The sequence below is a fragment of the bacterium SCSIO 12643 genome (assembly GCA_024398135.1).
Classification (GTDB): domain Bacteria; phylum Bacteroidota; class Bacteroidia; order Flavobacteriales_G; family Salibacteraceae; genus CAJXZP01.
In genome coordinates, this window is record CP073750.1 from 2,003,631 (window position 1) to 2,030,488 (window position 26,858).

19 protein-coding genes are annotated in these 26,858 nt (G+C 37.1%); 15 read left to right on the forward strand and 4 right to left on the reverse strand.

From position 1 onward, the window contains the following. Positions 1 to 19 precede the first annotated feature (19 nt). The gene (locus tag KFE94_08480; GenBank protein UTW68134.1) at positions 20 to 517 is read right to left on the reverse strand and encodes a TlpA family protein disulfide reductase; all 498 of its coding nucleotides are present in this window, start codon (positions 515 to 517) and stop codon (positions 20 to 22) included. A gap of 168 nt (positions 518 to 685) precedes the next feature. On the opposite strand from KFE94_08480, the gene KFE94_08485 reads away from it, so the two are divergent. After that, on the forward strand, positions 686 to 1,861 hold the full coding sequence (locus tag KFE94_08485; GenBank protein ID UTW68135.1) for a cytochrome-c peroxidase: 1,176 nt from the start codon (positions 686 to 688) through the stop codon (positions 1,859 to 1,861). 59 nt (positions 1,862 to 1,920) lie between these two features. Here KFE94_08485 and KFE94_08490 read toward each other — a convergent pair whose 3' ends face one another. Together KFE94_08490 and KFE94_08495 are read right to left on the reverse strand one after the other, a co-directional pair. Next, positions 1,921 to 3,981, reverse strand: coding sequence for a T9SS type A sorting domain-containing protein (locus KFE94_08490; protein UTW68136.1), 2,061 nt, complete (start codon positions 3,979 to 3,981; stop codon positions 1,921 to 1,923). A 218-nt stretch (positions 3,982 to 4,199) separates the two neighbouring features. After that, entirely contained in the window at positions 4,200 to 6,092 is a 1,893-nt protein-coding gene (locus tag KFE94_08495) for a T9SS type A sorting domain-containing protein (GenBank protein ID UTW68137.1), read from the reverse strand. Between the two features lie 126 nt (positions 6,093 to 6,218). Here KFE94_08495 and KFE94_08500 point away from each other — a divergent pair, with 126 nt between their 5' ends. After that, on the forward strand, positions 6,219 to 6,953 hold the full coding sequence (locus KFE94_08500) for a T9SS type A sorting domain-containing protein (protein UTW68138.1): 735 nt from the start codon (positions 6,219 to 6,221) through the stop codon (positions 6,951 to 6,953). Positions 6,954 to 7,006: 53 nt separating this feature from the next. Here the strand turns inward: KFE94_08500 and KFE94_08505 are convergent, their stop codons facing one another. Beyond that, complete coding sequence (locus tag KFE94_08505) at positions 7,007 to 7,699, reverse strand: NAD-dependent deacylase (GenBank protein ID UTW68139.1); 693 nt, start codon at positions 7,697 to 7,699, stop codon at positions 7,007 to 7,009. 226 nt (positions 7,700 to 7,925) lie between these two features. On the opposite strand from KFE94_08505, the gene KFE94_08510 reads away from it, so the two are divergent. The 13 genes from KFE94_08510 to KFE94_08570 all read left to right on the forward strand — a co-directional run bounded on the left by KFE94_08510 (position 7,926) and on the right by KFE94_08570 (position 26,857). Beyond that, positions 7,926 to 10,196: an NADP-dependent malic enzyme gene (locus KFE94_08510; protein UTW68140.1), complete on the forward strand. Its 2,271-nt coding sequence runs from the start codon at positions 7,926 to 7,928 to the stop codon at positions 10,194 to 10,196. Continuing rightward, the gene (gene ruvA / locus KFE94_08515; protein ID UTW68141.1) at positions 10,193 to 10,774 is read left to right on the forward strand and encodes a Holliday junction branch migration protein RuvA; all 582 of its coding nucleotides are present in this window, start codon (positions 10,193 to 10,195) and stop codon (positions 10,772 to 10,774) included. Before KFE94_08510 ends, ruvA begins: the two co-directional genes overlap by 4 nt. 49 nt (positions 10,775 to 10,823) lie before the next feature. Then, positions 10,824 to 18,122, forward strand: a complete 7,299-nt coding sequence (gene sprA / locus KFE94_08520) for a cell surface protein SprA (GenBank protein ID UTW68142.1) — start codon at positions 10,824 to 10,826, stop codon at positions 18,120 to 18,122. A gap of 56 nt (positions 18,123 to 18,178) precedes the next feature. Further along, on the forward strand, positions 18,179 to 18,559 hold the full coding sequence (gene gcvH / locus KFE94_08525) for a glycine cleavage system protein GcvH (GenBank protein ID UTW68143.1): 381 nt from the start codon (positions 18,179 to 18,181) through the stop codon (positions 18,557 to 18,559). Beyond that, a complete protein-coding gene (locus KFE94_08530; GenBank protein UTW68144.1) occupies positions 18,549 to 19,013 on the forward strand; it encodes a VanZ family protein in 465 nt (154 codons plus the stop codon). The genes gcvH and KFE94_08530 overlap by 11 nt, the downstream gene beginning before the upstream one ends. Further along, a complete protein-coding gene (locus tag KFE94_08535; protein ID UTW68145.1) occupies positions 18,944 to 19,633 on the forward strand; it encodes an energy transducer TonB in 690 nt (229 codons plus the stop codon). The genes KFE94_08530 and KFE94_08535 overlap by 70 nt, the downstream gene beginning before the upstream one ends. 62 nt (positions 19,634 to 19,695) lie before the next feature. Beyond that, positions 19,696 to 20,367 carry an energy transducer TonB gene (locus tag KFE94_08540; GenBank protein UTW68146.1) on the forward strand — a complete coding sequence of 224 codons (672 nt, stop codon included), beginning with the start codon at positions 19,696 to 19,698 and terminating at the stop codon, positions 20,365 to 20,367. A gap of 79 nt (positions 20,368 to 20,446) precedes the next feature. Beyond that, the gene (gene deoC, locus KFE94_08545) at positions 20,447 to 21,265 is read left to right on the forward strand and encodes a deoxyribose-phosphate aldolase (GenBank protein ID UTW68147.1); all 819 of its coding nucleotides are present in this window, start codon (positions 20,447 to 20,449) and stop codon (positions 21,263 to 21,265) included. Between the two features lie 19 nt (positions 21,266 to 21,284). Next, positions 21,285 to 22,784 (forward strand): hypothetical protein, encoded by a 1,500-nt coding sequence (locus KFE94_08550; GenBank protein ID UTW68148.1) that lies wholly within the window; start codon positions 21,285 to 21,287, stop codon positions 22,782 to 22,784. Continuing rightward, entirely contained in the window at positions 22,784 to 24,370 is a 1,587-nt protein-coding gene (locus KFE94_08555) for a hypothetical protein (protein UTW68149.1), read from the forward strand. The genes KFE94_08550 and KFE94_08555 overlap by 1 nt, the downstream gene beginning before the upstream one ends. Positions 24,371 to 24,544: 174 nt before the next feature. Next, complete coding sequence (gene cyoE / locus KFE94_08560; GenBank protein UTW68150.1) at positions 24,545 to 25,450, forward strand: heme o synthase; 906 nt, start codon at positions 24,545 to 24,547, stop codon at positions 25,448 to 25,450. Continuing rightward, positions 25,450 to 26,028 (forward strand): cytochrome c oxidase subunit 3, encoded by a 579-nt coding sequence (locus KFE94_08565; protein ID UTW68151.1) that lies wholly within the window; start codon positions 25,450 to 25,452, stop codon positions 26,026 to 26,028. Before cyoE ends, KFE94_08565 begins: the two co-directional genes overlap by 1 nt. A 19-nt stretch (positions 26,029 to 26,047) precedes the next feature. Further along, positions 26,048 to 26,857 (forward strand): cytochrome c oxidase subunit 3, encoded by an 810-nt coding sequence (locus tag KFE94_08570; protein ID UTW68152.1) that lies wholly within the window; start codon positions 26,048 to 26,050, stop codon positions 26,855 to 26,857. The last annotated feature ends 1 nt before the right edge of the window (position 26,858 follow it).

The window sequence follows — 26,858 nt, forward strand, 5'->3', positions numbered from 1 at the left end:
TATGTTCAGAAATGTAAAATTAAATTTCTTCTCCCGCGTTCAGCTTGTGAACAAGCTCTAGAAGCTCTTCCTCATCTCCAGGGTTATAGCCATTGTGTTGCCACACAATCTCACCTTTACCGTTTAAAAGGAATGCATGAGGTACATTGTTCACATTCATTGCACGTCTGAATTCCGAATTTACATCCAACAATGTAATAAAAGGCCAATCTTGTCCATATACATATGGTTGAACACTGTTTACAGAACGAGAATTATCGATAGAAACGATATAGATTTTCACACCAGTTTCTTCCCAGTCTGGCCACTCATCTGCAATTGCATTTAGTTCAGCTTTACATGGTGCACACCAGGTTGCCCAGAAGCTAATAATAATAGGCTTTCCATCGTTTTTAATGTTCAATGTATTGAATGTTTCAAAATCAATATTTTGAATTTGAACTTCAGGCAATTTTGCTTGTGAAAAAGCACTGATAGATAACGCAATAGCGACAATAAAAGTGGATAAATATTTCATGTTTTTTTGTTTGAGGCTGTAATTATAAACCAAACATATTAATAGAACAAAAAAAAGTGCTTTTAATATAGATGATGTCTTTTGTTTAACATAAAATTTAGAATGAAGATTTTGATTAAATTTGGAGCAGGCTCATTTTTGTGTAAGTATAAGTAAATTAGAATGTTGATGAAATGTGATTTGAAACTTCGGAACCGTAAATGGATTTTTTTAGTATTTATTTTGGGGTTCTCCGCCTGTAAAAAGGATGTTGAACCAACTAATACGCTGACGCAATATCAAAAGGATAATCAGATGTTAAGCGAATACTTGAACTTACCTTCAAGTCCATATAATTATCAGGGGATTACATTGCCTGGATATCTTGGGAATACGAATATTTTAATTCATGATAATACACCTGCGGATAACCCGGTGACTGATGAGGGTGCAACATTGGGTAGAGTTTTATTTTACGATAAAAAATTGTCCAGGAATGGAACAATATCATGTGCCAGCTGTCATGTGCAGGAGTTTGGTTTTAGTGATACAGCTACATTGTCAAAAGGATTTGAGGGAGGACTAACAGGACGCCATTCCATGGGTTTGAGTAATTCCAGATTTAGAACAAACGGACGTTTTTTCTGGGATGAACGAGCTGAAACTTTAGAAGATCAGGTATTGATGCCAATTCAGGATGCTGTTGAAATGGGTATGACTTTAACCGATTTGGTGAATGTAGTGGATCAACAGGAATATTATAAAATATTGTTTAAGCGTGCATTTGGAGATGATGAGGTTTCATCTGATCGTATTTCGAAGGCGCTTGCACAGTTTATCAGATCCATGGTTTCATTTAATTCTAAATATGACCAAGGGAGAGCCCATCATGAAGTGAATGAACCATTTGATAATTTTACTGTGCAGGAAAATTGGGGGAAATCACTTTTTAATAGCATCGATAAAGGACAATGTGGTAGTTGCCATTCTACAGATGCGATGATCACGGTTGTTTCTCGTAATAATGGATTAACCAGAGAACCAGATGATTTTGGGTTGGAAAAAACAACAGGAAATCCTTTGGATAGAGGTAAGTTTAAGGCTCCTTCTTTGAGAAATATAGCAGTTAGGCCTCCATATATGCACAATGGAGATTATAAGAGTTTAACGGAAGTTATTCAGGGATATAGTACAGGAATTAATTGGTCTCCAACATTAGATGGTCATTTAAAAATGCCGGGTGGTCAAACAGCTATTCGCTATAACTTGACTCAAGAAGAGATAGAAGCGTTAGAGGCTTTTTTAAATACGTTGACCGATACCGAATTCTTAACGAATAAGATTTATAGCGATCCATTCAAATAAAATAAAAAAAGCCGTTTACCTTTCTGGTAAACGGCTTTGTATCATCTAAGTGAGATATCTTATTTCTGGATCACTAATTGTGAAGTAGAAACCTGACCATCAATAGTCACTTCCACCATGTAAACACCAGCGTTTAAGCTTGCAGTATTTAACTCGATGTTGTTTTGACCACCGTTCACTTTTACATTGTTCATGTAGATTACAGTTTTACCTACTAAGTCTAAAACTTTAATTGACGCGTTAGCCGCATCAGCAGAAGAAATAGCTAAAGTAGTATTGCTTACTGCAGGATTTGGATAAATATTGATGTTGTTATTTGCAGCATCAACATTGTTTACAGAAGTAATTCCACTCGTTGCATTCGCAGCATTGAAAACTGTTTTGTCAGAAGCTTGTAACCAAACTACAACACCTAAATCAGTGAATTCCTCAACAGAGTGCTCAGTTGCATCATTAATCAAGTCAGTTGCATTGTTAGGTAATCTGAAGTTACCCTGGAAAGTGTAATCTTTACAGATTTTTTGGTTCATTCCAGCAGTAATGTTTACTGTTTCACCATCTGCATCTGGAACCATTTTTTTCACAACATCAAAGAACTCAGTCTCACCGTTTGTTCCAACGTTTTGAACTGTTTTGTGCTCTTTAATAGCAATTTGAAGTGAAGCGTTACCTAAATCTTTTAATGCAGTAATAGTTGCGCAAGTTCTCACTTTTTGATCTGCAACAGTTACGTTATATTCAGCATCAATGTTAACGAAAGCTGGTACTTCAAGAGCAGCAGTGTGCTCAGCCATAGTGAAGGCATTTGAGTTACCATCCCATCCACCATCGATTTCCATTCCAGGAACAGAACTAATGTTGTAATATCCTCTTCTAGTGTTTCCATCAGCAGCGTTGTATGGATCACCATCACCTGGCCAGCTCATTTGATACTTGATAGAAGCAAATTGAGAATCTGGAAGTGTAGCGATAATACCTTCGAAGTTTGCATTACCAGGAACACATGGAGGACATGTAGAACTTGTGAAAGTTTCGTAAAGAACTACTCTTGGGTATGCATTAGAATACGTTGTAGTGTTTTTGTCTGTTTTATCATTTGATGGATCAGAATCAGGATTTCCGTTAATAGCAGAAGCCCAGAACTCAACGTTGAAAGTAGCTTCAGTAGTTGGATCCCACGCAGTTGGATGCGTTACAGTAGCTGAAGTACCAGAAGCAATACTTAAACCAGAAACTGTAGCTACAACTGGAGTACCACCATCAACACTATAAGATAATTCTAAGTCAGTGATCGTTTGAGCACCTAAGTTAGTGATAGTAGCTTCAACACTTGTTCCACCTTGACCTAATTTTAAGTAATTAGGAGTCATTAAATCTGACATAGTAGCTTCGTAATCTGGTTGAACACCAGGAATGAATGCGTAGTAAGAGTTGTCCGCAGGACCAACATCAGAACCACCAGAAGTTGCACTGTTTACTGAAGCTAAAGCTGGAGACCCAGGAACACTCATTGCGTTACTAGCGTCAAATTGAATACCAGCAGTTAAAGCTACACCAGCTCCTGCATTCACATAGTTACGTGCGTCTACGATATAAATTTTGTTAGTTGTTTCTTCTAAAGCGATTGACCAGTAAACCCAGCCACCGCCTTGAGGCCATGATGCTGAAGCCCAAGTGATCCAGTATTGTCTGTTTGGTGCAGTACCGTGAGTCTTAACGATAACACCATCGTTACCACCACTTAAGTTTAATCCCCAAATACAAATTGAGTTATCTGGAATCATTGCTGTAGGAAGAGCTACATTATTACCAGGTCCCACTCCAGTTGAAGCAGTAAATGAAACAACACCATTTGGTGCAACATATACAGAATTGTAAGAGTTTCCATTAAAGGTAAATGAAAATGGTAGAGTTTGCGCTGATGACCAATCTGTATCACCAGAGTTTAATACCTGAGTATATCCTGTTGAATTAGCTAACATATAAGCAGCTGTTTGATCTTCATCGGTATTTAAACCACCAGGATTTTGACCAGCATTAATAAATGGTAATTGATAATACTGAGCAGAAAGAGCTCCCGAAATCAATACCACAGATAATAAAGTAAAGATTTTTTTCATGCGAAAAAATTTAATTTGATGTGAATAATTGAAATTTATAAGCCGTAAATCTACAATAATAATTTATTGTACAAAATTTATTTTTCGCAAAGAGTGATGGAAGTCATATGTTAAGTGTGAGTGGTAAATGGGTTGATAATTAAAAGGTTAATGTAGTAAAAGAAAAAGCCACTTACCCGCTAGGGTAAATGGCTTAATGTTTTTGTCAAGGTAATTTTTTATTTCTGAATCACCAATTGTGAAGTAGAAACCTGACCATCAATAGTCACTTCCACCATGTAAACACCAGCGTTTAAGCTTGCAGTATTTAACTCGATGTTGTTTTGACCACCGTTCACTTTTACATTGTTCATGTAGATTACAGTTTTACCTACTAAGTCTAAAACTTTAATTGACGCGTTAGCCGCATCAGCAGAAGAAATAGCTAAAGTAGTATTGCTTACTGCAGGATTTGGATAAATATTGATGTTGTTATTTGCAGCATCAACATTGTTTACAGAAGTAATTCCACTCGTTGCATTTGCAGCATTGAAAACTGTTTTATCAGAAGCTTGTAACCAAACTACAACACCTAAATCAGTGAATTCCTCAACAGAGTGCTCAGTTGCATCATTAATTAAATCTTGTGCACTGTTTGGTAATCTGAAGTTACCCTGGAAAGTATAATCTTTACAGATTTTTTGGTTCATTCCAGCAGTAATGTTTACTGTTTCACCATCTGCATCTGGAACCATTTTTTTCACAACATCAAAGAACTCAGTTTCACCGTTTGTTCCAACGTTTTGAACTGTTTTATGCTCTTTAATAGCAATTTGAAGTGAAGCGTTACCTAAATCTTTTAATGCAGTAATAGTTGCACAAGTTCTTACAGTTTGATCGTCCACAGTTACGTTATATTCAGCATCAATGTTAACGAATGCAGGAACTTCAAGTGCAGCATCGTGAAGTGCAGCAGTGAAAGAGTTAGAGTTACCATCCCATCCACCATCGATTTCCATTCCAGGAACAGAACTAATGTTGTAATATCCTCTTCTAGTGTTTCCATCAGCAGCGTTGTATGGATCACCGTTACCTGGCCAGCTCATTTGATACTTGATAGAAGCAAATTGAGAATCTGGAAGTGTAGCGATAATACCTTCGAAGTTTGCATTACCAGGAACACATGGAGGACATGTAGAACTTGTGAAAGTTTCGTAAAGAACTACTCTTGGGTATGCATTAGTGTAAACATTAATGTCATGAGTTTGAACATTGTCTGAAATGTCCGCATCAGCCACACCATTTACTGCAGTAACTTTTACTTCAATAGTGTAATCACCTTCTGCAGATGGAGTCCAAGGAGTAGTATGCGTGAAATCGTAATCTGTTAGAGGAGCAACGTTTAAACCAGTTAAAGTCGCAGCAACAGGAGAACCACCATTTACGGTATACTCTACATCCATAGAAGTAATAGCGGCACCACCGTTGTTTCTAATAGATCCTTTAATATCTACAGCACCGTTACTTAATTTAGAATAGTTAGGAATATCCAAAGAAGATAAAGTAACATCTTCGTCAGCAGGAACGTAAACAGAAATGTCGTCAATACCCATTCCATAAACCCATCCACCATCATCGTTATAACGGAAACCTACCATAATGTTTTGACCAGCATAGCTACTTAAATCAACAATTACGTCAGTCCATGCACCAGCACCTGATAATGTACCTAAAACAGAATATGATGAACCACCGTTAGTAGATACTTCAACGGTAGCAACTTCTTGAGCTCCCTGGTAGGCAGCAGCAAAATAGTATTGAGAATATTTCATGAAAACAGCGCCAGATTGATTCGTCAGGTCAATAGCCGCGGTATATAAAAAGTCATCACTTTTATCACAGTTACAATCATCATCATTGGTAGCCGCGAATTGTGTGTTGTTTCCAGTTAATGGGAAATATTGAGAACCTAATGTGTTAGCAGTTCCAACGTTCCATCCACCATCAGTAGCATTTGTGGTTACCCCCCATCCGGCAGGCATAGATCCTCCCTCAAAATCTTCACTAAAGATTTGAGCGGATAAGTTGCTCGCAAGAGCCAAGGCTCCAGCAAAAAGTAAAGTTTTTTTCATAGCATTTTCGTGTTTAATATTTGGCGCAATCTAAAAAAAAAGACTTAGTAAACAAAGTTTTAATTGACACACTATAATTTAAGTTCTATTTTTGGCGCTGATATTTACACCAAAACTTTGTTTATGATGAAAAAAATACTCCCAATATTTATAGCGGCAATGGTTTTTAGCGTAAGCTCTATTGCTCAAATTACATTTAGTAAGGATACAGCTTACTTGCAGTTGCAGGACGGGGTGTTAAATGCAGCAAAAATCTTATTGTCCAATAATTCTGGTCATGATATTGACTTAAGATGGAGCTTGATTCAATCAACGCTGAATGATAATGTAAATGGAACTTATCCTAATACCGTAAGCTGGAAAATGCAGTTTTGCGATTGTGTAACTTGTATTGGTAACGATTTTGGAGTTTTGCCAACAGGTGCTCAGTGCCCTGATGCAATGCCTGATGGTACAAATGAAGAGTGGTATTTAACTGCTGATCCAAATGGGCAAAATCCAACTGCCGATGGTATGTTTATTATCGAGGTTCAAAATGTTACTGACAACATTAAGGATACGTTGGTTTACATTGCAGAGGCTCCGAATTCTGTGAAGAAAGTGAGTTATAATGCTAATGTGGCAAGTTTTCCAAATCCTGCGAATAATGAATTAGTTGTAAACTATCAGTTGACAAATGTTTCTTCTCCTGTTTTAAATGTGTATAGCATTATTGGTGGGAAAGTAGGAGCATATGAGTTAAACTCTGTTACTGGAACATTAAACCTGAATACTTCGGATTTCGAAAATGGGATGTATTTCTTCACTATTGAAGAGAAAGGACAAAGAGTTTACATTCAAAAGTTCAATGTGGTTCATTAATCCATAAAAAAGATTTTAAAATATTGAAAGCCAAAACATTTGTTTTGGCTTTTTTATTGTTTGGAATTTAGAAGTTGTTGAATGAGTTTAGGAACTTTATCACTTGCTTTTTCTTTGAATAGCTTTATGTGATGAGGTACATCAATCTCATCTGCGTGTGGGTCGATAAGGAATATTTGGCATGAAGGAGGTACTGCATGAATTAGACCAGCTGCAGGATATACTTGTAAGCTTGTACCAATAATAATGAGAATATCCGCTTTTTGACACTTCTCATGTGCATCTTCAATTAATGGAACATCTTCACCAAACCAAACGACATGTGGACGCATTTGTTCTCCGGAAGGAGTGAGATCTCCAAGTTTAATATCCTGGTATTCGATATCCATGATTGGAGTGTGTGAAAATTCGCCTTTGGCTTGAGTTAGAAGTCCATGTAGATGCAGAACATTTTTAGAACCTGCCTGCTCATGTAGATTGTCTACATTTTGAGTAATGATCTCAACATGGAAGTGATTTTGTAGTTCGGCTAGTGAAAGGTGGGCAGAATTGGGTTTGACCTTTTGGAGTTCTTTTCTTCTGAAATTGTAAAAGTCTAAAACGAGTTGCTTGTTGTTATTCCAGGCTTCTGGGGTGGCTACCTCGTAAATACTATAGTTGTTCCATAACCCATTGGATGCTCTAAATGTGGCAAGTCCACTTTCGGCACTTATTCCAGCTCCAGTAAGTACAACGATGTTTTTCATAGTTGAAATGTGTATGGTAGCAAGATAAAATGGATGAGGTGCATTCGCAAATTTTGAATATGAAATAATTCTTGTGTTTAAATAGAGAGGAGAGGTGGTTAAGGTGATATCTATTATTTAGATTTGCCAGTTAGAACAAGAATGTTTTTTAAAATACTATGTGTTAGGGGAAAGTGTTTTACCAGAAAGAACATCGATTGATAATTGAGAAATTACGATTTATCGTATGAAGATAAGAAAGAATGAGGCCTTAAACTATCATGCAGAAGGCCGACCGGGGAAAATAGCAGTTGTACCAACAAAACCATATAATACGCAGAGAGATTTGTCTTTGGCGTATTCACCCGGAGTAGCTGAGCCATGTAAAGAGATTGCTTTGAATAAGCAAGATGTATATAGATATACGGCTAAAGGTAATTTGGTAGCTGTAATTTCTAATGGAACTGCAGTATTGGGGCTTGGGAATATAGGCCCTGAAGCTTCTAAGCCGGTAATGGAGGGTAAAGGCTTGTTATTCAAGATATTTTCTGATATTGATGTTTTCGATATAGAGGTAGATGCAACGAATGTTGATGAGTTTGTAAGAACTGTAAAGAATATTGCACCAACGTTTGGTGGAATTAATTTGGAAGATATTAAAGCTCCAGAAGCATTTGAAATTGAGGCTAGATTAAAGGAGGAATTAGATATTCCGGTGATGCATGATGATCAGCATGGTACTGCGATCATTTCTGCTGCGGCATTAATAAATGCTTTGGAACTAGCCAACAAAAAAATAGAAAAGATAAAGATTGTTGTTAATGGTGCTGGAGCGGCAGCCATTATGTGTGCGAGATTATATGTGAAGTTGGGAGCAAAACTTGAAAACATATTTATGTTGGATAGTAAAGGGGTGATTAATGCTGAAAGAGGAGAGTTGCCTTCAACAAAAGAAGCCTTTAGAAATAAAACAACGATGAGTTCATTACAAGAGGTGATCAGGGATGCAGATGTGTTCTTAGGTCTTTCCAAGGGTAATGTTTTATCGCAAGATATGGTACGTTCCATGGCTAAGAACCCGATTGTTTTTGCATTGGCAAATCCCGTGGCGGAAATTTCTTATGCTGATGGAATAGCTTCAAGAGATGATATCATTATGGCCACAGGACGTAGCGATGCGCCAAATCAAGTGAATAATGTTTTAGGGTTCCCTTATATATTTAGAGGGGCATTAGATGTTAGAGCAACTTCTATTAATGAAGAGATGAAGTTAGCAGCGGTTAAGGCATTGGCTAGTTTGGCAAAAGAACCCGTTCCTGAGGAGGTCATAGAAGCTTATAATGAAAAGAATCTGACATTCTCAAAGGAATATATTATACCAAAACCTCTGGATCATAGATTGATTACAGCAGTGTCCATTGCGGTGGCAAAAGCAGCAGTTGAAAGTGGTGTGGCAAGAGAACCGATTGAAGATTGGGTGGCTTATAAGAGAGAGCTTCAAAAAAGATTAGGTATTGATAATACCATGATGAAAAGGTTGGAGGCTAGAGCTAAAAAAGATCCGCAAAGAATTGTTTTTGCTGAGGCACATGATGTAAAAGTGTTAAAAGCGGCACAATCTGTAGCGGACAGAGGGTTAGCAAAACCAATATTACTAGGTAAGGACACGAAGATTGACCGTTTAGCAAATGAATTTGCCATTGATATTTCAGGATGTGAAATTATTGATGCCAGAAGTGAAGAGACGGAGGAGCTACGTAATAGTTTTGGTAAGATGTTCTTTGAAAAAAGAAAACGTAAAGGATTAACGTTGCCTGAAGCTAAGAAACTCATGCGGGAGCGAAATTATTTTGCGGCAGGTATGATTGAAGCAGGAGTGGCAGATGCTGCGATTTCAGGTTTGACCAGGAATTATCCGGATACGATTCGTCCAGCATTACAGGTAGTAGGAAAAGATAAAGACGCATTGAGAATTGTTGGGATGTATGTGTTGATTACCAAAAGAGGGCCTATGTTCTTTGCAGATACAACTATCAACTATAATCCAACGTCAGAAGAGCTAGTGGACATTACATTACAAGTAAATGATGCTGTCAGACGTATGAAAGTAAAGCCTGTAATTGCAATGTTGTCGTATTCTAATTTTGGTTCGTCTTCCGGTGGAGAGGCCAAGAAAGTGGCAGATGCAGTTGAAATATTACATAGGGAATACCCGGAAATTCTGGTGGATGGAGAAATGCAAGCCAATTTTGCTTTGGATACCGAATTATTAGAAGAAATTTTCCCATTTTCGCAACTTGTAAATCAAAAGGTTAATACATTTATATTTCCAAACTTAGGTGCAGGGAATATTGCGTATAAAATGTCGCAGCAATTAGCGGCATCCGATGCCATCGGTCCTATATTGCTTGGAATGCATAGGCCTTTCCATGTACTTCAATTAGGAAGTACAGTACGTGAGATAATTAATATGGTAACTATTGCGTCAATTGATGCGCAGGCTAAAAAAAGTGAATGATAGAGTATTTAAAAGGTAGATTAACCGAAAAGAACCCAAGTTACGTAGTTATCGAATGTAATGGGGTTGGATATTACTTGAATATTTCTTTGCATACATACAGCGCCATCGGTGATGGAGAAGCTTTAAGTTTATATACACATTTAGCGATTCGTGAAGATGCACATGTGCTTTATGGTTTTGCGGAAAAAGAAGAACGCCAGTTTTTTAGACAGTTGATTTCGGTTTCAGGTGTTGGTGCAACCACTGCGCAATTGGTGCTGTCTTCGTTAAATCCAAAGGATGCTATGGCTGCGATTTTGAATGGCGAGGTGGCCACTTTACAATCCGTAAAAGGAATTGGAGGTAAAACAGCACAAAGAATAATTATTGATTTAAAAGACAAAATAGGGAAATTGGATGCGATTTCTGATATTTCTTTGACCCCACACAATACCAATCGCCAAGAGGCGTTATCTGCATTGTTTGCTTTAGGATTTGATAAAAATAAATCATCAAAAATGGTGGACTCTTTATTGAAAACCAATGCAGATATGCCAGTTGAAGAACTTGTAAAATCAGCACTTAAAAAATTATAGTGTAGGTTAATTATTATTGGAATTGGGGAATAATTACAGGATAAAATTTTTGCTCATTGTTGTCTTCGCATTATTGTGCGATAACGCAGTTGTGTATGCTGGGGAAGCATCTGAGTGGAATTATTATGCGCAAAACCCAATAGATTCGGGCGATAGCGATTCTATTAATCTGGTATATCCATACGAAGATAATAGTGTAAGTCCTTTTAATTCCGGAGAGTCGCCAATCAACCTGGGAGATCCTTCCAATATCAATCAGGAAGTTCAATATGATCCGGTAACCGGTAATTATTATATCGTTTCAAAGATCGGTGATACCCTGGATTATCGACCTATTAACTATATGACGTTTGAGGAATATCTGGATTACGATTTGGATCAGGCTTTATCTAAGTATTGGAAGGATAAAAATGCTACGGAGAGTGAATTAAGTAAAGACGATGATAAGAGTAAAGATCTTATACCGTCTTTGAATGTTGATAGTAAGGGGTTCGATAACATTTTTGGAGGAAATACGATTGATATTCGCCCGAGTGGATCCGCTCAGATTAAGTTTGGTTTAAAAAATTCAAAGACTCAGAATCCTGCTTTATCAGAAAGACAAAGAAGTATTACCACGTTTGACTTTGATCAACAAATTCAGGTGAATCTGATTGGAAATATCGGGGATAAAATGAAAATGTCCATTAACTATAATACTGAAGCGACATTTGACTTTGAGAATCAGGTCAAGGTTGATTTCACGGGTTATGATGACGATATTATTCAAAAGATCGAGGCGGGTAACGTAAGCTTGCCACTATCAGGGTCTTTAATTACAGGGTCCCAAAGTTTATTTGGGTTGAAGACCAAGTTGAAATTCGGAAGACTGGAGGTGACATCGGTCTTTTCGCAACAAAGAGGTAAGAAGGAAGAAATTGAAGTAAAGGGAGGAGCTCAGGTTAAAGAATACGAGTTAAAGGCAGATGAATATGATGAAAACAGACACTACTTTATTTCGCATTTTTTCAGGGATAACTACGAGCAAGCTATGTCAAGTCCACCTTTTGTGAGTTCTCCAATAAATGTAACTCGAATTGAAGTTTGGGTGACCAATAACAATAACACGACCCAAAACACGCGAAACCTAATTGCATTCCAGGATTTAGGGGAAGCCGATCCGGATAAAGTGTTTAATCAAAATGGAACCGGACCTTTACAAGTCACTTCAACGAATGGGTTCCCGAATAATCAGGCAAATACCCTATATAATGCGGTAAATATTCCTGAAGTGAAGGGATATGATCAATCAACACCAGCGCTTGCTGCTTTAGGATACATTGCACAAGAAGATTATCAAAAAGTTGGTTTAGCAAGGTTGTTGACCGAGAATGAATATACGTTTAATCCGCAGCTTGGGGTGATTTCATTGAATATGGAAATGCAACCAAATCAGGTGTTATCCGTAGCGTTTCAATATACTTATCAAAGTCAGGTGTATCAGGTTGGGGAATTTTCAACAGACGTAGTAAACAGTCAGGCCATATTTACGAAAATGTTGAAGAGTTCGAAGATTAACACCAATGCTCCGATGTGGGACTTGATGATGAAAAACGTGTATTCTATTGGTGCATATCAGGTACAGAAAGAGAACTTTAAGTTTGATATCTGGTATTTAGATAGAAGAACAGGAGTGCCAACGAACTATATTCCTTCCGGTCCTGCGAATGTAAGTGGTCTTCCTTTGATTCAGGTGATGAATTTGGATAAGATGGATAGAAATATGAACCCTGGGCCTGATGGGGTTTTTGACTTTTTGTCCGGGCCATCAAATCTGCCATATATCAATCCTAAAAATGGAAAGGTGTTCTTCCCGGTATTGGAGCCGTTTGGTAGTCATATTCATAATATTTCAGGAGGCGATGCAGAGTTTATTGATAAGTATGCCTTTGATTCTTTGTATACGAATACAAAGCCTGATGCGCGGGCGAAATTTCCAAATAAGAATAGATTCTATTTTAAAGGAAAGTACGAGTCTTCCGTGAGCAACGAAATTTCTGTTGGTGCAATGCAAATTCCGCAAGGGTCGGTTAAGGTAACTGCCGGTGGACGTGAATTGGTTGAGGGGTCGGATTATCAGGTAGATTATAATCTGGGTAGAGTGAAGATTTTAAATCAAGGATTATTGGAGTCAGGTATTCCGATTAAGATTTCATTAGAGAGTAATTCATTATTCAATATTCAAACCAAGACATTATTAGCTTCCAGATTTGATTATAAAATCTCTAAAGATTTTGTAGTTGGTGGTACGATTATGAATTTGTCTGAGCGTCCTTTGACGCAAAAAACAAGCTATGGCGATGAGCCCATATCGAATACGGTTTGGGGAGTGGACGGAACATATCGATCAGAATCTCAGTTTTTAACACGAATGGTAGATAATTTGCCGGGGATTGACACGAAAGAAAAATCGAACTTTCAGGTAACCGGTGAGTTCGCACAATTTATTCCTGGACACTCAAAGGCCATTGGAAAATCTGGAACCTCATATATTGATGACTTTGAAGGAAGTCAATCTACCATTGATTTGAGATCAAGAACATCCTGGTCATTAGCTTCTATTCCTCAGAATCAGCCCGCGTTATTTCCTGAGGCAAGCTTGGTTAACAATACAGCACTTGGTTTTAATAGAGCTTTGTTTTCATGGTATACTATTGATCCATTATTTTTTAGGAATGACTCCCGGACACCTGATCATATTAAAAATGATCCGGCTATGCAGAGTAATCACTTCATGAGAGAGATTACCGTGACTGAGGTTTTCGAAAATCAACAGGTGAGTAGTGTGCAAAATCAAAATATTCCAACATTGGATATGGCATTTTATCCAAGTGAAAAAGGTCAGAATAACTATGATTTTGATGGTAGAGACTCTATTGGTAATGTGTATAGTGCAGGTATTAATCCGCAGGATGGAACATTATTAGAACCAGAAACCAGATGGGGAGGGATTCAAAGAAAGATTGACCAGCAAAACTTTGAGGCGTTAAATATTGAGTATATCCAGGTATGGGTAATGGACCCGTTTAACGAAGATTATGAGGGAGGAAATGACGATGGTACATTATATATCAACCTGGGATCAGTTTCTGAGGATGTGCAAAGAGATGGTCAAAACTTTTTTGAGAATGGTTTGGTCTCTCCGCCTACGGATATCGCAACCGAACCTTTTACCAGTGCATGGGGTCGATACACTCCTGGAAATCAAATTGTAGATGGGTTTGATAATGATCCGGATGCGCGTCAATATCAGGATGTTGGTTTAGATGGGATGCGAGATGTGGAAGAAGGTGAATTCTTTAGTGAATATGCAAGTAATATTGCTGGTATTCCAAACCTTGAAAATGATATTTCACAGGATAACTTCGTGTATTTCAGAGCTGATGCTTATGATAATCAACAGGCAGATATTTTAACCCGATACAAAAAGTTTAATGGTTATGAAGGGAACTCTCCATTATCGACAAGTGCAGGAGCAGCAGCGGTGGGGTCAACCCGACCAAACCAGGAAGATATTAATAAGGATAAGAATATTGACGAAACGGAATCATACTGGCAATATAAAGTAAAAGTAAGCCGTGCGGATTTTAACAGAAATAACATTGGAAATAACTATATCACAGATGTTCGAACTGCGGTGATTCCTACAAAGGATGGTAGAACCAGAGAAATTGATTGGTATCAGTTAAAAATTCCGATTCGCCAGGGGGAGCCAATAGGAGGGATTAGAGATTTTAGATCCATCCGTTTCATGAGGGTGTTTATGAGAGGGTTTGAAAATCAGGCGATCATGCGTTTTGCCAGATTGGAATTGGTAAGAGGGGAATGGAGAAAGTTTGAAGGAACATTGGAAGATCCGGGTGATTATATTTTGGGAGATGACTTTACAAACTTTGACGTGTCTGCAGTAAATATTGAGGTGAATTCCTCAAAAGAGCCTGTCAACTATGTGTTGCCTCCATTTATTCAACGGGAGATTAATGTCGGTTCAACCAACCTGAATCAATTGAATGAGCAATCTTTAGCATTAAACATTTGTGAGTTGCCAGATGGACAAGGTAGAGCGGTGTACCGTACGTTTGATTTAGATGTTCTTTCCTATAATACGATTAAGATGTTTGTCCATGCCGAATCGTATGAAAATGAATCTCCGGTGAATGATGGAGATTTAGTAGCTTTTATGCGGGTAGGAACAGATTTTGAAAATAACTATTATGAGTATGAAATTCCACTAAAGATTACGTTACCAGGACAGTATAATGGAGATGATGATCAGCAAAGATTGTTTGTTTGGCCTGAGGCGAATAATATGGAAGTCTCACTGAATGACTTCAAAGACATCAAAATCCAGCGAAATAAAGAGGCTATTGTATCTGGAGGTGGTGCTGCGAATTTTGATACGCCATATTCGGTTAAAAAAGGAAAAGCAAAAGTATCAGTTGTAGGTAATCCAAGTTTGAATGGTGTTAAAACAATTATGTTGGGTATTCGAAACCCAAGAAAAGAAGTAGGTGACGAAGATGATGATGGAGAAGGAAAATGTGCTGAAATCTGGTTTAATGAGTTGAGGTTAACGGATTTTGATGATCAAAGTGGTTGGGCATCTATCGTAACAGCAAATGCAAAACTTGCGGATTTTGCTACAGTTTCTGTTTCAGGTAGTATGAGTACACCTGGATGGGGAAGTATCGATAAAAAGATTAGTGAGAGACAAAGAGAAACCAGACAGGATTTAGATGTGCAGGCAAATGTGGAATTAGGTAAGTTCTTTGGTAAAAAATCCGGGGTGAAGATTCCAACTTATGTAGGTTATACGGTAGGTATTGTGAAGCCACAGTTTGCGCCTTTAGCTCCCGATATTGAATTTGAAAAATATGTAAAAGAAGCTTTCCCTGCCGGGAGAGAACAAGATTCGGTGCGTAACGTGCAGCAAAAAGTCGTTACCCGAAAGAGTTTGAATTTTACGAATGTTAGAAAAGAAAGAACCGATACGAAGAAGAAAAAGAAGGTATATGATATTTCAAATTTTGCCTTGAATTACTCTTACAACTCAACCGAGATGCATGATTTCGAAACGGAATTTGATAATATGAAATCATATCGAGGCGGAATTTCTTATAACTATTCTTCTGCGCCCAAAAACATTAAGCCTTTTACAAAGAGTAAATTCTTAAATAGCACAAAGTGGTTGGCTTTAGTGAAAGACATTAACTTTTATCCATATCCTAAATCATTTAGTTTTTCTACAGATGTAAATCGTCAATATCAGGAGTCCAGAACCAGAAATAATAATCCTGAGTTATTAAATACGATACCGGTTTATGTAAATAAAACATTCGATTGGAATAGAAACTATGCGGTACGATGGGATATAACCAGAGCAATTAAATTGGACTTTACCGCGCGAAATAAATCTTTGATTGAAGAGTCTGCGGGTAGACCAAGTGATTCGCTGGATATTTGGAAAGAAACAGTTAGAAATAGTATTCGAGATTTTGGAACTAATCTGAATTATAACCATGCATTTAATGGAACCTGGGCGATCCCGTTGAATAAGATTCCGGCATTGGATTGGACGAATAGTACATTCAAATACGGGTCTACATACAGTTGGGTGAGAGCACCATTTATATCTGACAATTCAGAGACTGGGGGGTTAGGGAATACGATCCAAAATACGCAGACGATGCAGATAAATGGAACTTTGAATTTTGTAAATCTGTACAACAAATCAAAGTATCTCAAAAAGGTGAACTCTAAGAGACCAACCGCAAAAAAGAAAAATGATAAGAAGAAAACGGAGGATAAAAAGGACAATAACGATACAACAAAAACCAAGACTAAAAAGCCTAAAAAAGATGGGCCGCCAAGTTTTGTAGATGGTATTTCCAGAGTGTTGATGATGGTGCGAAAAGGGAATGCAAGTTATAGTGTAACTAACGGAATCATGTTGCCGGGATATAATCAGCAAACAGAAGTTATAGGTATGAACAATAATTTTAGTGCACCTGGACTCGGTTTTGTATTTGGACAACAAACAGGATTTGGTGATAGTGATGACTTCCTGGATTATGCCCAACGGAATGATTGGCTCGTCCGGAACCCCGATTTCAATAATCAATATAGAGAGACCAGAGGGGAAAAGTTAAATTTAAAATTGACAGTTGAGCCGGTTCGAGATTTTAGGGTAGAATTAAATACCAGTTGGAATGATGCTAAAAGTTATACCACATATAACAGATATTATGATACGCTGACTTTACCAGATGGGTCTCAGGTATTTGATGATTTCAATAGAGATAGCCCGCTAGAACAAGGTAATTTTAGCACATCTTTTAATATGATAAGAACAGCATTTTCAAAAGATGGTGATGATTATACCAGTGCTCCTTTTGAACAGTTTGCTTCCAATAGAGCGATAATCTCTGAGAGATTGGGTAGAGAGTCACAACAAAGAGGGTATTCAAATGGCCCTTCTGATAGTGGGTATTATGATGGGTATGGTCCAAACCATCCTGATGTATTGATACCGGCATTTCTCGCAGGGTACAGTGGTCAGAATGCGAGTTCAATAAGCACCAATGTATTCTCGAAAATGTATATCCCAAATATGCGTTTGACATACACAGGTCTGGGAAAACTGCCATCTTTAAAGAAGCATGTTAGAAATGTGAGTATTTCATCAGGATATAAATCATCGTACATTATTGGTGGATATACTTCCAATATCTTGTTTGATGATAAAGGTGATGGTTTTACCGATGTGAGAGATACGAGTTCATTGTATAACAACTTTGTATCAGAATATACCTACAATAGTGTTACGATTAGGGAAGCATTTAGTCCATTAATCAATGTAGATGTGACATTGAAAAACTCGGTGCAAGTACGATTTGAGATTAAGAAAGACCGTACAATTAATTTAAGTACGCGAAGTTTACAGGTAATGGAGGTTCGTGGACAAGAGTTTACGTTAGGTTTAGGATATACGTTCAAGCAACTAAGAGCACCTTTCCAGCCTAAGACTAAAAGAAAAGCAATTAAGAGTGACTTTAAAGTCAGAGCGGATTTCTCATTGAGAAAAAACCTAAGTATTACCAGAGAGTTAACAACAAATATTAACAGGAATAATCCAACGAATGGTCAAAATACATTATCGGTTAAATTAACAGGTGATTATAAGTTAAACAGAAAGTTAACTTTAAGACTATTCTTCGATTATAGATCTAATACTCCTGTTATTTCATTATCGTATCCAAACTCTACAACCAACGGAGGATTTAGTATTAGGTTTAACCTTAACGGATAGGAAAAAATAATATATTTGAATCTCAAATTTTGAATAACTAATTAAAGCTAGATATAATGGGAGTACCTGCAGATTTAAAGTATAGTAAAGACCACGAATGGGTTAAAGTAGAGGGTGATGTTGCAACAATCGGAATTACTGATTATGCACAAGGAGAGCTAGGCGATATCGTTTATGTGGAAGTAGATACTGAAGGAGATACATTAGATAAAGAAGAAACATTTGGTACGGTTGAAGCCGTAAAAACTGTTTCGGATTTGTTCATGCCTATTTCAGGAGAAGTGATGGAGTTTAATGAAGCTTTAGAAGATGCTCCGGAAACTGTAAATAGCGATGCTTATGGCGAAGGTTGGATGGTTAAAGTAAAAATCTCTGATCCTTCAGAATTAGAAGCGCTTTTAGATGCAGCGGCATATGAAGCTTTGATTGCTGGATAAGGATTTGTATCTAAGTAAAAATAAAATCACAATATTTTGGGCACTGCTTATTGCAGTGCTCAGTTTTTTACCCGGTAGTAACTTCCCTAAAATGCAAATAACCAACCTTGATTTGGTTATACATTTTTTCTTCTATAGTACATTTTCATTTCTTCTTATATTAGGTAATGTACGTCAAACGCAGTTTGATGTCTTAAAAGAATCTCCAGTGTTCTGGGGATTAATAGTTTCCATTTTTTATGGTGGAATGGTAGAAATAATTCAAGGCACGGAATTTGTTTCTAGGTCCACAGAATTTTCTGATTTTATCGCTAACTCGGTTGGTAGTATCATCGGATGGATTCTGTTTCAATTTATTTATGGACCTAATAAAAACTTTAAGACATGGAACGAAAGAAGTCGCCCAAAAAAGATTTTAGAAAACAATCGCCACAATTTTTCCTCATCGGATTAGTTGTTGCGCTCAGTACAACCCTGCTTGCTTTTGAATACAAGACATTTGAGTATCATACTTATGAGTTGCCAGACCCTATTATTAATGAAATGGATGAGGATGAATTACCTCCATTAACATTTCCAAAGAAAAAAGTGTTGCCACCACCACCGGTTCAGCCTATAGAGCCCATGCCAGTTCCAGATCCAGAACCTACTCCAATGCCTGACCCGGAGCCAGACCCTATTCCAGAACCAACACCTGATCCTGATCCAGACCCAAATCCGGGAATATGGGATGAACCGGAGCCTTTGGATAAAGAAGATATTCCAATCAATATAGCTGAGGTGATGCCTGAGTTTAAAGGAGGGGAGAGAGCCATGTATGAGTACTTAGGTAAAAATGTTAAATATCCGAAGTTCGCTCTGGAAAATGGTTTGGAAGCCAAACTTTACGTTCAATTCATCGTAAATAAAGATGGATCGATAAGTGATGTTAAGGTATTGAATCCTGAAGGTTATGGTTTTGATAAGGAAGCGATACGCGTAGTATCTGCTATGCCAGGCTGGAAACCAGGTAAACAGGCAGGTAGAAAAGTAAGAGTATATTATGTGCTCCCTATTAATTTTTCGATATTATAAGTACAGTAAGTAATAATTATAAAAATCTTGCTATTTTAGCAGACTCAAAAAATTGGATATAAATGGAAGTTAAGAAAAATCCAGAAGTAGATGTAAACCGAAAGTCGGGAATGTACTTTATGATTGGTGCAGTCGTGGCTTTATCAGTGCTTTTACTATCTTTCGAATGGAAAGTGTATGAAAAGAAGGTTGCCGAGTTGGGTAAGCTGGTTCTTGATGCTGAAGAGGATGAATTGATTCCGATTACACAGCAAGAATTACCACCACCACCACCACCTCCTCCTCAGACAACAATTATTGAGATTGTTGAAGATGATGAGGAAATCGAAGAAGAGCTGGAAATCGAAGATACTGAAGCTGATGAGGATGAAGTTGTAGAGATTGTAGAGGTTGAGGAAGAAGAGGAAGTAGCAGAAGAGGAGATTTTTACAATTGTGGAAACGAATCCTTCGTTCCCTGGAGGAGAAGCTAAGATGTATGAATTCCTAGGGAAAAATATGAAGTATCCACCTATTGCAAGAGATAATAATATTCAAGGTAGAGTATATGTATCTTTTGTTGTGGAGAAAAATGGTGCGATTACCGATGTAAGAGTTTTACGTGGAATCGGTGGAGGATGCGATGAAGAAGCAATTCGTGTAGTAAAATCGATGCCAAAATGGAGTGCAGGTAAGCAAAGAGGTAAGCCTGTGCGTGTAAGATTTAATCTTCCAATCGTATTTAAATTACAGTAAAATTAATTACTTAAAATAATTGAAGCCTGTCTTATTTATTAGGACAGGCTTTTTTATTTTTATCCCTCGAATGCTTACTATGGACAGATCGGAATTGCAGAGCTGGGTAGCCAGTCAATTGGCTGAAAATGATCAGTATAAATCCTCGTATGAAAATCAGGATTTAAAAAACATAATTCAATGTATTGATTTAACAACACTAAATGCGACTGATAGTTCGAAATCGGTGTTGGAATTTGTGAATTCGGGTAGAGAATTCTTGTCTGAGAGAAGTTTACCTACAGTTGCAGCCATATGTGTATTTTCTAATTTCACGTCATTAGTGCGCAAGTCATTAGAAGATACTGGAATATCCACAGCATGTGTCGCAACTTGTTTTCCGCATGGACAAGCAAGTCTGGACGTGAAGGTCCAGGAAGTAAAAGATGCTAGAGCTCAAGGTGCTGATGAGATCGATGTGGTGATTAACAGAGGTCAGGTGCTTGATGGTGATTATGAAAGTGTATTCAATGAAATGGCTGCTTTTAAGGAAGCTGCTGAAGATGTACACGTGAAAGTGATACTGGAAGTATGTGAGTTAACATTGGAACAAGTTTATCATGTTTCTCAACTGGCCATTAAAGCGGGTGTAGACTTTTTGAAGACATCAACCGGAAAAGGAGCTAGTGGAGCGAGTTTGGAAGCATCTATGATCATGTGTAGGACGATTAAAGAGCACTACGATTTAACGGGTAAAATGGTTGGATTTAAAGCTGCTGGAGGTATTTCAACCTCTGATGTAGCCATGCAATATTACAATATGGTGTCTTCAATACTTGGAGAAAAATGGTTGAATAATGCGTATTTTAGAATTGGGGCAAGTAGCTTGTTAAAGAATCTGGTTGAAGATTTAAAATAAAGAAGAATTGGATTCAGGAATGAGAAAGTATATTATTCAAATAATTCTAACTACGCTACTATTTATTGGTGCCGGAAGACTATTTGCACAAAAGATTCTTCTACCTTTTGATCGGATAACTGCGCTGGAAGTAAATAGACAGTTATACGAGTTAGATACCAATATCCATTTTTCGTATAAACCGCTTCTCTTAAATAAATCTGAATATGATACGATCATGAAACATGTTCAGAAAAGATTAGGGGCAAAGCATCGTGAAAAATGGGGAGGAAGAAAGCTATTCAATGAAAACCTGGCGGTTCTTCAGGCAAAAGATTTTTATTTAACTATTGACCCATTAATGAACTTCGAATTTGGGAAGGATTTGGATGATAAGTCTAATGGTCAGGTGACTACGAATACGCGAGGTATATTAATTCAGGGAAATATTACTGAAAAAGTATATTTCCGTACCGATTTCTATGAAACGCAGTCATATTTTCCAACTTATATGGACAGTATGATTTTGTCAAGTGGTGCTGTTCCTGGACAAGGTAAAGCAAAGCCTTTTAAAACAAATGGATATGATTATCCTTTGGTGACCGGAATAGTCAATTTTCAGGCATCGAAAAATGTCAATTTGCAATTTGGACAGGATAAAATGTTCATCGGTAATGGTTATCGTTCGTTGTTACTGTCTGACAATTCATCTCCATTTTTATTCTTACAGGCAGGTCTAAGCCTTTTTGAAAATAAATTGAATTATCACGCAAATTGGAGCGCCCTTCAAACGTTGGTTAAAGTTCATGGTGGAGGAGGTGATGATTTGTTTGCCAGAAAACAAGCTAACTTTAATTATGTTTCTTTTAAACCAAATTCTATCTGGGAAATAGGCCTTTTTGAAGGGGTGATATGGGAAAGATGGAATGAAAACTCGTATTCTCAGGATTTTGATCCTTTGTTTATTAATCCAGTTCCATTTGTGAATTCATTCGCAAAGAAATCAGATACATTGGTGAATTCAATTCTAGGGATGAACGTGTTTGTTAAACCATTTACCTACACATCGTTTTATGGACAATTATCTTATGGACTAGAAAAAGAAGGCGTAGGTTTTCAAGTTGGAACAAAGCTGTATGAAGTCTTAGGCATTGAAGGATTGAGTTTGCAAGCAGAATACAATCAGGTAGGAGGTAATGTATATGGAGTAAAGAATGATTACGTAGATTATTTCCATTATAATCAACCGCTGGCGGTGCAGCAAATGGAAGATTTTTCTGAGGTAATTCTAATAGGAAATTATAGACATAAGAGATTTTTATTATACGCCAAAGCTTCTTTGGCGGATGTGGTTAATCCTTCAATTGGTGATGTAACTATTCAGAACTATGAAGCGAATTTGGGATATATTTTTAATCCAATTACCAATCTTATGGTAAATGCCGGGGTGAGATATAGAGATCATTCCGTTACGGGCTCAACTAATTGGGTGTACTTCGGATTGAAAACAAATTTGAGAAATCTGTATTACGACTTTTAATGAGAAGACTAAAAAAATATCTGATTGTAATCTTTGTCGTAATGGGTATTTCTCCCTTAATTGGACAAAACAGGATGTACTTGCCTTTTCAAAGGCAGACGAATATCCCACTACAAAATAATTTAGATACTTTAGGTTCTAATTTTCATCCTGATATTTATCCATACCAGACACAGGATGTTGATAGTACACAGTGGTTTAGACAGGTGTATAAAAGCGAATTTTTTAGTGATAAGTTCTTATTAGACTTCACTCTCAACAAAAAATCAGAAGAGTATCCACTTAAGTTATCCATTTCTCCAATTGGTGAATTTCTTACAGGATTTGAGTCGGGACGAGATGCGAAAACTTTTACGCAGACTGGGTTTGGTTTGAATTTTTCTGCGATGCTGGGTAAAACATTAGATGTCAATATCAATTGGATGGAGAGCCATTCAAGTTTTCCGAGTTTTGTGGAGTCGTTTATCTTTAATCAGAAAGTGGTTCCTGGACAAGGATGGGGAAGGCCCACCGATATGGGTTATCATTACAAAAATAGTAATGGATATATCAGTTATTCGCCAGGTAAATACTTCAATTTTACCGTAGGAAGAGGTAAGAATAAGTTTGGAGATGGGTACCGATCATTGTTGTTAAGTGATGCCGGGAATAACTACAATTATTTTAGAATTGTTACCAATATCTGGAAGTTTAAGTATGTAAACTTATATGCGCAAATGGATGACATATATAATGTGCCAGGCGCTCCAGGTGTAACAAATAAAAAATATTCTACTGCGCATTATTTATCCATCAATATTAAGAGAAGATGGAGTATTGGATTATTTGAAAGCATTCAATGGATGGGGCAGGATTCGGTTGTTGATAGAGGCTTTGACCCATACTATTTAAACCCTATTATATTTTTAAGACCAGTTGAGTTTAGTTTGGGTTCTGCTGATAATGCTTTAATGGGATTGAATGTTGGGTTTAAAGCAACGAATGAGATAAAATTATACGGGCAATTACTATTAGATGAATTCTTGCTAAGCGAGATTAGAGCTGGTAATGGTTGGTGGGGAAATAAATACGGAACACAATTAGGTGTAAAATATTACAATGCGTTCCATGTGGATAGGCTGACTTTGCAAGCGGAGTTCAATAGAGTAAGACCATACACTTATAGTCATCGTTCTGCGGGACAGGCTTATGGTAATTATAATCAACCATTGGCACACCCAAGTGGAGCGAATTTTAATGAGGGTGTGTTTATTGCCAGTTATTATGTCAACAAATTTTACGTAGAGTTGAAATCTACTTATTTAATGCAAGGAGTGGATGTGGATTCTGTGAGTTATGGTGCTAATATTTTTAAATCTTACGATCAACGCCCGGGCGATTATGGAATAGAAGTAGGACAGGGAGTTAAGCGAACATTGACTACATTTAATTTAAAAGCATCGTATTTATTAAGTGCAAAAGCCAATATTCGTGTGGAAGCAAATCTGTCTGGATATAATGAAGTAATAGGTTCAACGGAGAATAATATTTTCTGGGCTAGAATAGGAATTCGGACTGGAATATTTAATGAAGATTGGGACTTCTAATTTAGTTTAAATCTAAATTAGATTTTAATCCTGAGATATTTAGAATGTTATAAAGCTATACTTGGCTTTACGATATCCGGAAATAGGGCAATTATTCATTCAATTTTTTATTTTGATACTTGTCTCGTTGTCTAATAATTATAGATTTGCACTTAGTCAATCAAGGCAATCAATATGATCACTAAATCGAGAGCAGTTGTAGCTAGCTCAGCTTCGCTCATAGCTAAATTAAAAGTTTATGCCGCATTTACGAAAATGCGTTTGGCTTCTTTGGTTGTTTTTTCAGCAGTAGTTTCTTATGTATATGCCGCACCATCAGTGAGTATGGTGAGTTTGATTGTGCTTTCTATAGGAGGTTTTTTGGTAACAGGAGCTTCTAATGGAATGAACCAGATTATTGAGAAAGATTTCGATAAATTAATGGATAGAACCAGTAGCCGTCCTATTCCATCAGGACAGATGAGTGTGATGGAAGGATTTATGGTGGTGGCTATCACAGGGATTACCGGAATTTTTATGTTATGGTATTTTTTGAATCCATTATCAGGTTTATTAGGTGCTTTGGCGATGTTGATGTATGCGGGAATTTATACTCCACTAAAGCGTAAAACATCATGGGCTGTAATTATTGGAGCTTTCCCTGGTGCGATTCCTCCATTATTGGGTTATGTGGCTGTTACTGGTAAATTTGGTTTGGTTCCGGGAATCTTGTTCATAATTCAATTTGCTTGGCAATTACCACACTTTTGGAGTATTGCGTGGAAGTTAGATGAAGACTATAAAAAAGGTGGTTTTACACTTTTACCGATTAACGGGAAAAGAGATCAAGCTAGTGCCTGGGTAATATTATTAACTTCATTGTTAATGATTCCCGCGGGTTTATTACCATATTATTTTGGAGAAACAAGTATCTACTCTGCAGTCCTGATTACTTTGTTGGCATTGTGGATGGTATACTATTCTATGAAATTAGTTCAAACAAAAGATGATAAGATGGCTTTAAAGGTTATGTTTGCTTCTTTTGCATATTTGCCTTTAGTGCAATTGGCATTAATGTTTGACAAGATATTTTTAATGTAATGGCAAGCGGTATTTCCATACAAGAACAAGGAATAATTCGTTCAAAAACGGCAAAGCCTCTTTTATGGGTAGCTATGGCCGGAATGTCCATGATATTTGCTTCATTGACGAGTGCTTATGTGGTACGTCAGGCAGATTCTGATTGGTTAAGTATTGAACTACCGATGCAGTTTTACTACAGTACAGCAATTATCGTATTGAGCAGTATTACTTTGGTTTTTGCGGATGTTTCTGCAAAAAAAAATAATCAAACAGGAATTAAAATAGGTTTAATTTCAACATTTGTTTTGAGTTTGGCCTTTGTATATTCTCAGTTTGATGCCTACAATATTTTAATGGATCAGGGATTTTATTTTTCCGGTTCCGGTATTTCTTCTTCTTTTTTATATGTGCTGACTATTGTGCATTTGGCACACGTATTTGGAGGAAATATTTCTTTATTGATAACATCTATTAAAGGCCTAAAAGGTAAATATTCAGCTGAAGATAAGCTAGGAATCGAATTGGCTTCCTGGTATTGGCATTACCTTACAGGTGTATGGATGTTTTTACTTATGTTTTTACTTTATATTAAATAAATAAAATACCCAATCAATTATGGCGGGAGAAGCTACACAACAATTGACAACAGCAGAACTTTGGGCAGGAAAACGCTCACCATTTAGCATTAGCTATGGTAAAATGATGATGTGGTTCTTTTTGATTTCAGATGCATTAACGTTTACCGGGTTTCTTGGTGCATTAGCGTTTATGAGAGTTTATTTTGGAGATATTTGGCCAATTACGGAAAATATTTTCTATCACTTCCCATTCTTTCATCATACTGAGTTGCCATTATTATATGTGGCATTTATGACGTTTATCCTGATTATTAGTTCTGTAACTATGGTTTTAGCTGTGGAAGCTGGACATAGAATGGATAAGAAAGGTGTAACTAAATGGTTATTCTTAACGGTAATTGGTGGAGCTGTATTCTTAGGTTCTCAAGCTTGGGAGTGGTCAACATTTATTCACGGTTCTGAGTATGGAGCATACGATATGGGTGATGGTACCATGGGTAGAATTATGAATGAAGAAGGAACGATCATCCAGTTGAGAGATGGATCATTACTTGAAGGAGCAGCAGCTGAAGATATTAAAGCGACTCAAAGAGTAGTTCATGGGGCAAACCTTACAGAAAATGAATATGGTTTACCGCTGTACGCAGATTTCTTTTTCTTCATTACAGGTTTTCATGGAACTCACGTATTGAGTGGTGTGATCATTAACCTGATTATTTTATTACGTGTTAGAAAAGGAGTTTACGAAGAAACCGGTCACTATGAAATGGTTGAGAAAGTTGGTTTGTACTGGCACTTTATTGACCTTGTTTGGGTATTTGTATTCACATTCTTCTACTTGGTATAAA

What these genes read in the sequence shown, in the direction of transcription:
- KFE94_08480 (UTW68134.1), bottom strand. Translation starts at nt 517, where the DNA reads ATGAAATATTTATCCACTTTTATTGTCGCTATTGCGTTATCTATCAGT.
- KFE94_08485 (UTW68135.1), top strand. Translation starts at nt 686, where the DNA reads ATGAAATGTGATTTGAAACTTCGGAACCGTAAATGGATTTTTTTAGTA.
- KFE94_08490 (UTW68136.1), bottom strand. Translation starts at nt 3,981, where the DNA reads ATGAAAAAAATCTTTACTTTATTATCTGTGGTATTGATTTCGGGAGCT.
- KFE94_08495 (UTW68137.1), bottom strand. Translation starts at nt 6,092, where the DNA reads ATGAAAAAAACTTTACTTTTTGCTGGAGCCTTGGCTCTTGCGAGCAAC.
- KFE94_08500 (UTW68138.1), top strand. Translation starts at nt 6,219, where the DNA reads ATGAAAAAAATACTCCCAATATTTATAGCGGCAATGGTTTTTAGCGTA.
- KFE94_08505 (UTW68139.1), bottom strand. Translation starts at nt 7,699, where the DNA reads ATGAAAAACATCGTTGTACTTACTGGAGCTGGAATAAGTGCCGAAAGT.
- KFE94_08510 (UTW68140.1), top strand. Translation starts at nt 7,926, where the DNA reads ATGAAGATAAGAAAGAATGAGGCCTTAAACTATCATGCAGAAGGCCGA.
- ruvA (UTW68141.1), top strand. Translation starts at nt 10,193, where the DNA reads ATGATAGAGTATTTAAAAGGTAGATTAACCGAAAAGAACCCAAGTTAC.
- gcvH (UTW68143.1), top strand. Translation starts at nt 18,179, where the DNA reads ATGGGAGTACCTGCAGATTTAAAGTATAGTAAAGACCACGAATGGGTT.
- KFE94_08535 (UTW68145.1), top strand. Translation starts at nt 18,944, where the DNA reads ATGGAACGAAAGAAGTCGCCCAAAAAAGATTTTAGAAAACAATCGCCA.
- KFE94_08540 (UTW68146.1), top strand. Translation starts at nt 19,696, where the DNA reads ATGGAAGTTAAGAAAAATCCAGAAGTAGATGTAAACCGAAAGTCGGGA.
- deoC (UTW68147.1), top strand. Translation starts at nt 20,447, where the DNA reads ATGGACAGATCGGAATTGCAGAGCTGGGTAGCCAGTCAATTGGCTGAA.
- KFE94_08550 (UTW68148.1), top strand. Translation starts at nt 21,285, where the DNA reads ATGAGAAAGTATATTATTCAAATAATTCTAACTACGCTACTATTTATT.
- KFE94_08555 (UTW68149.1), top strand. Translation starts at nt 22,784, where the DNA reads ATGAGAAGACTAAAAAAATATCTGATTGTAATCTTTGTCGTAATGGGT.
- cyoE (UTW68150.1), top strand. Translation starts at nt 24,545, where the DNA reads ATGATCACTAAATCGAGAGCAGTTGTAGCTAGCTCAGCTTCGCTCATA.
- KFE94_08565 (UTW68151.1), top strand. Translation starts at nt 25,450, where the DNA reads ATGGCAAGCGGTATTTCCATACAAGAACAAGGAATAATTCGTTCAAAA.
- KFE94_08570 (UTW68152.1), top strand. Translation starts at nt 26,048, where the DNA reads ATGGCGGGAGAAGCTACACAACAATTGACAACAGCAGAACTTTGGGCA.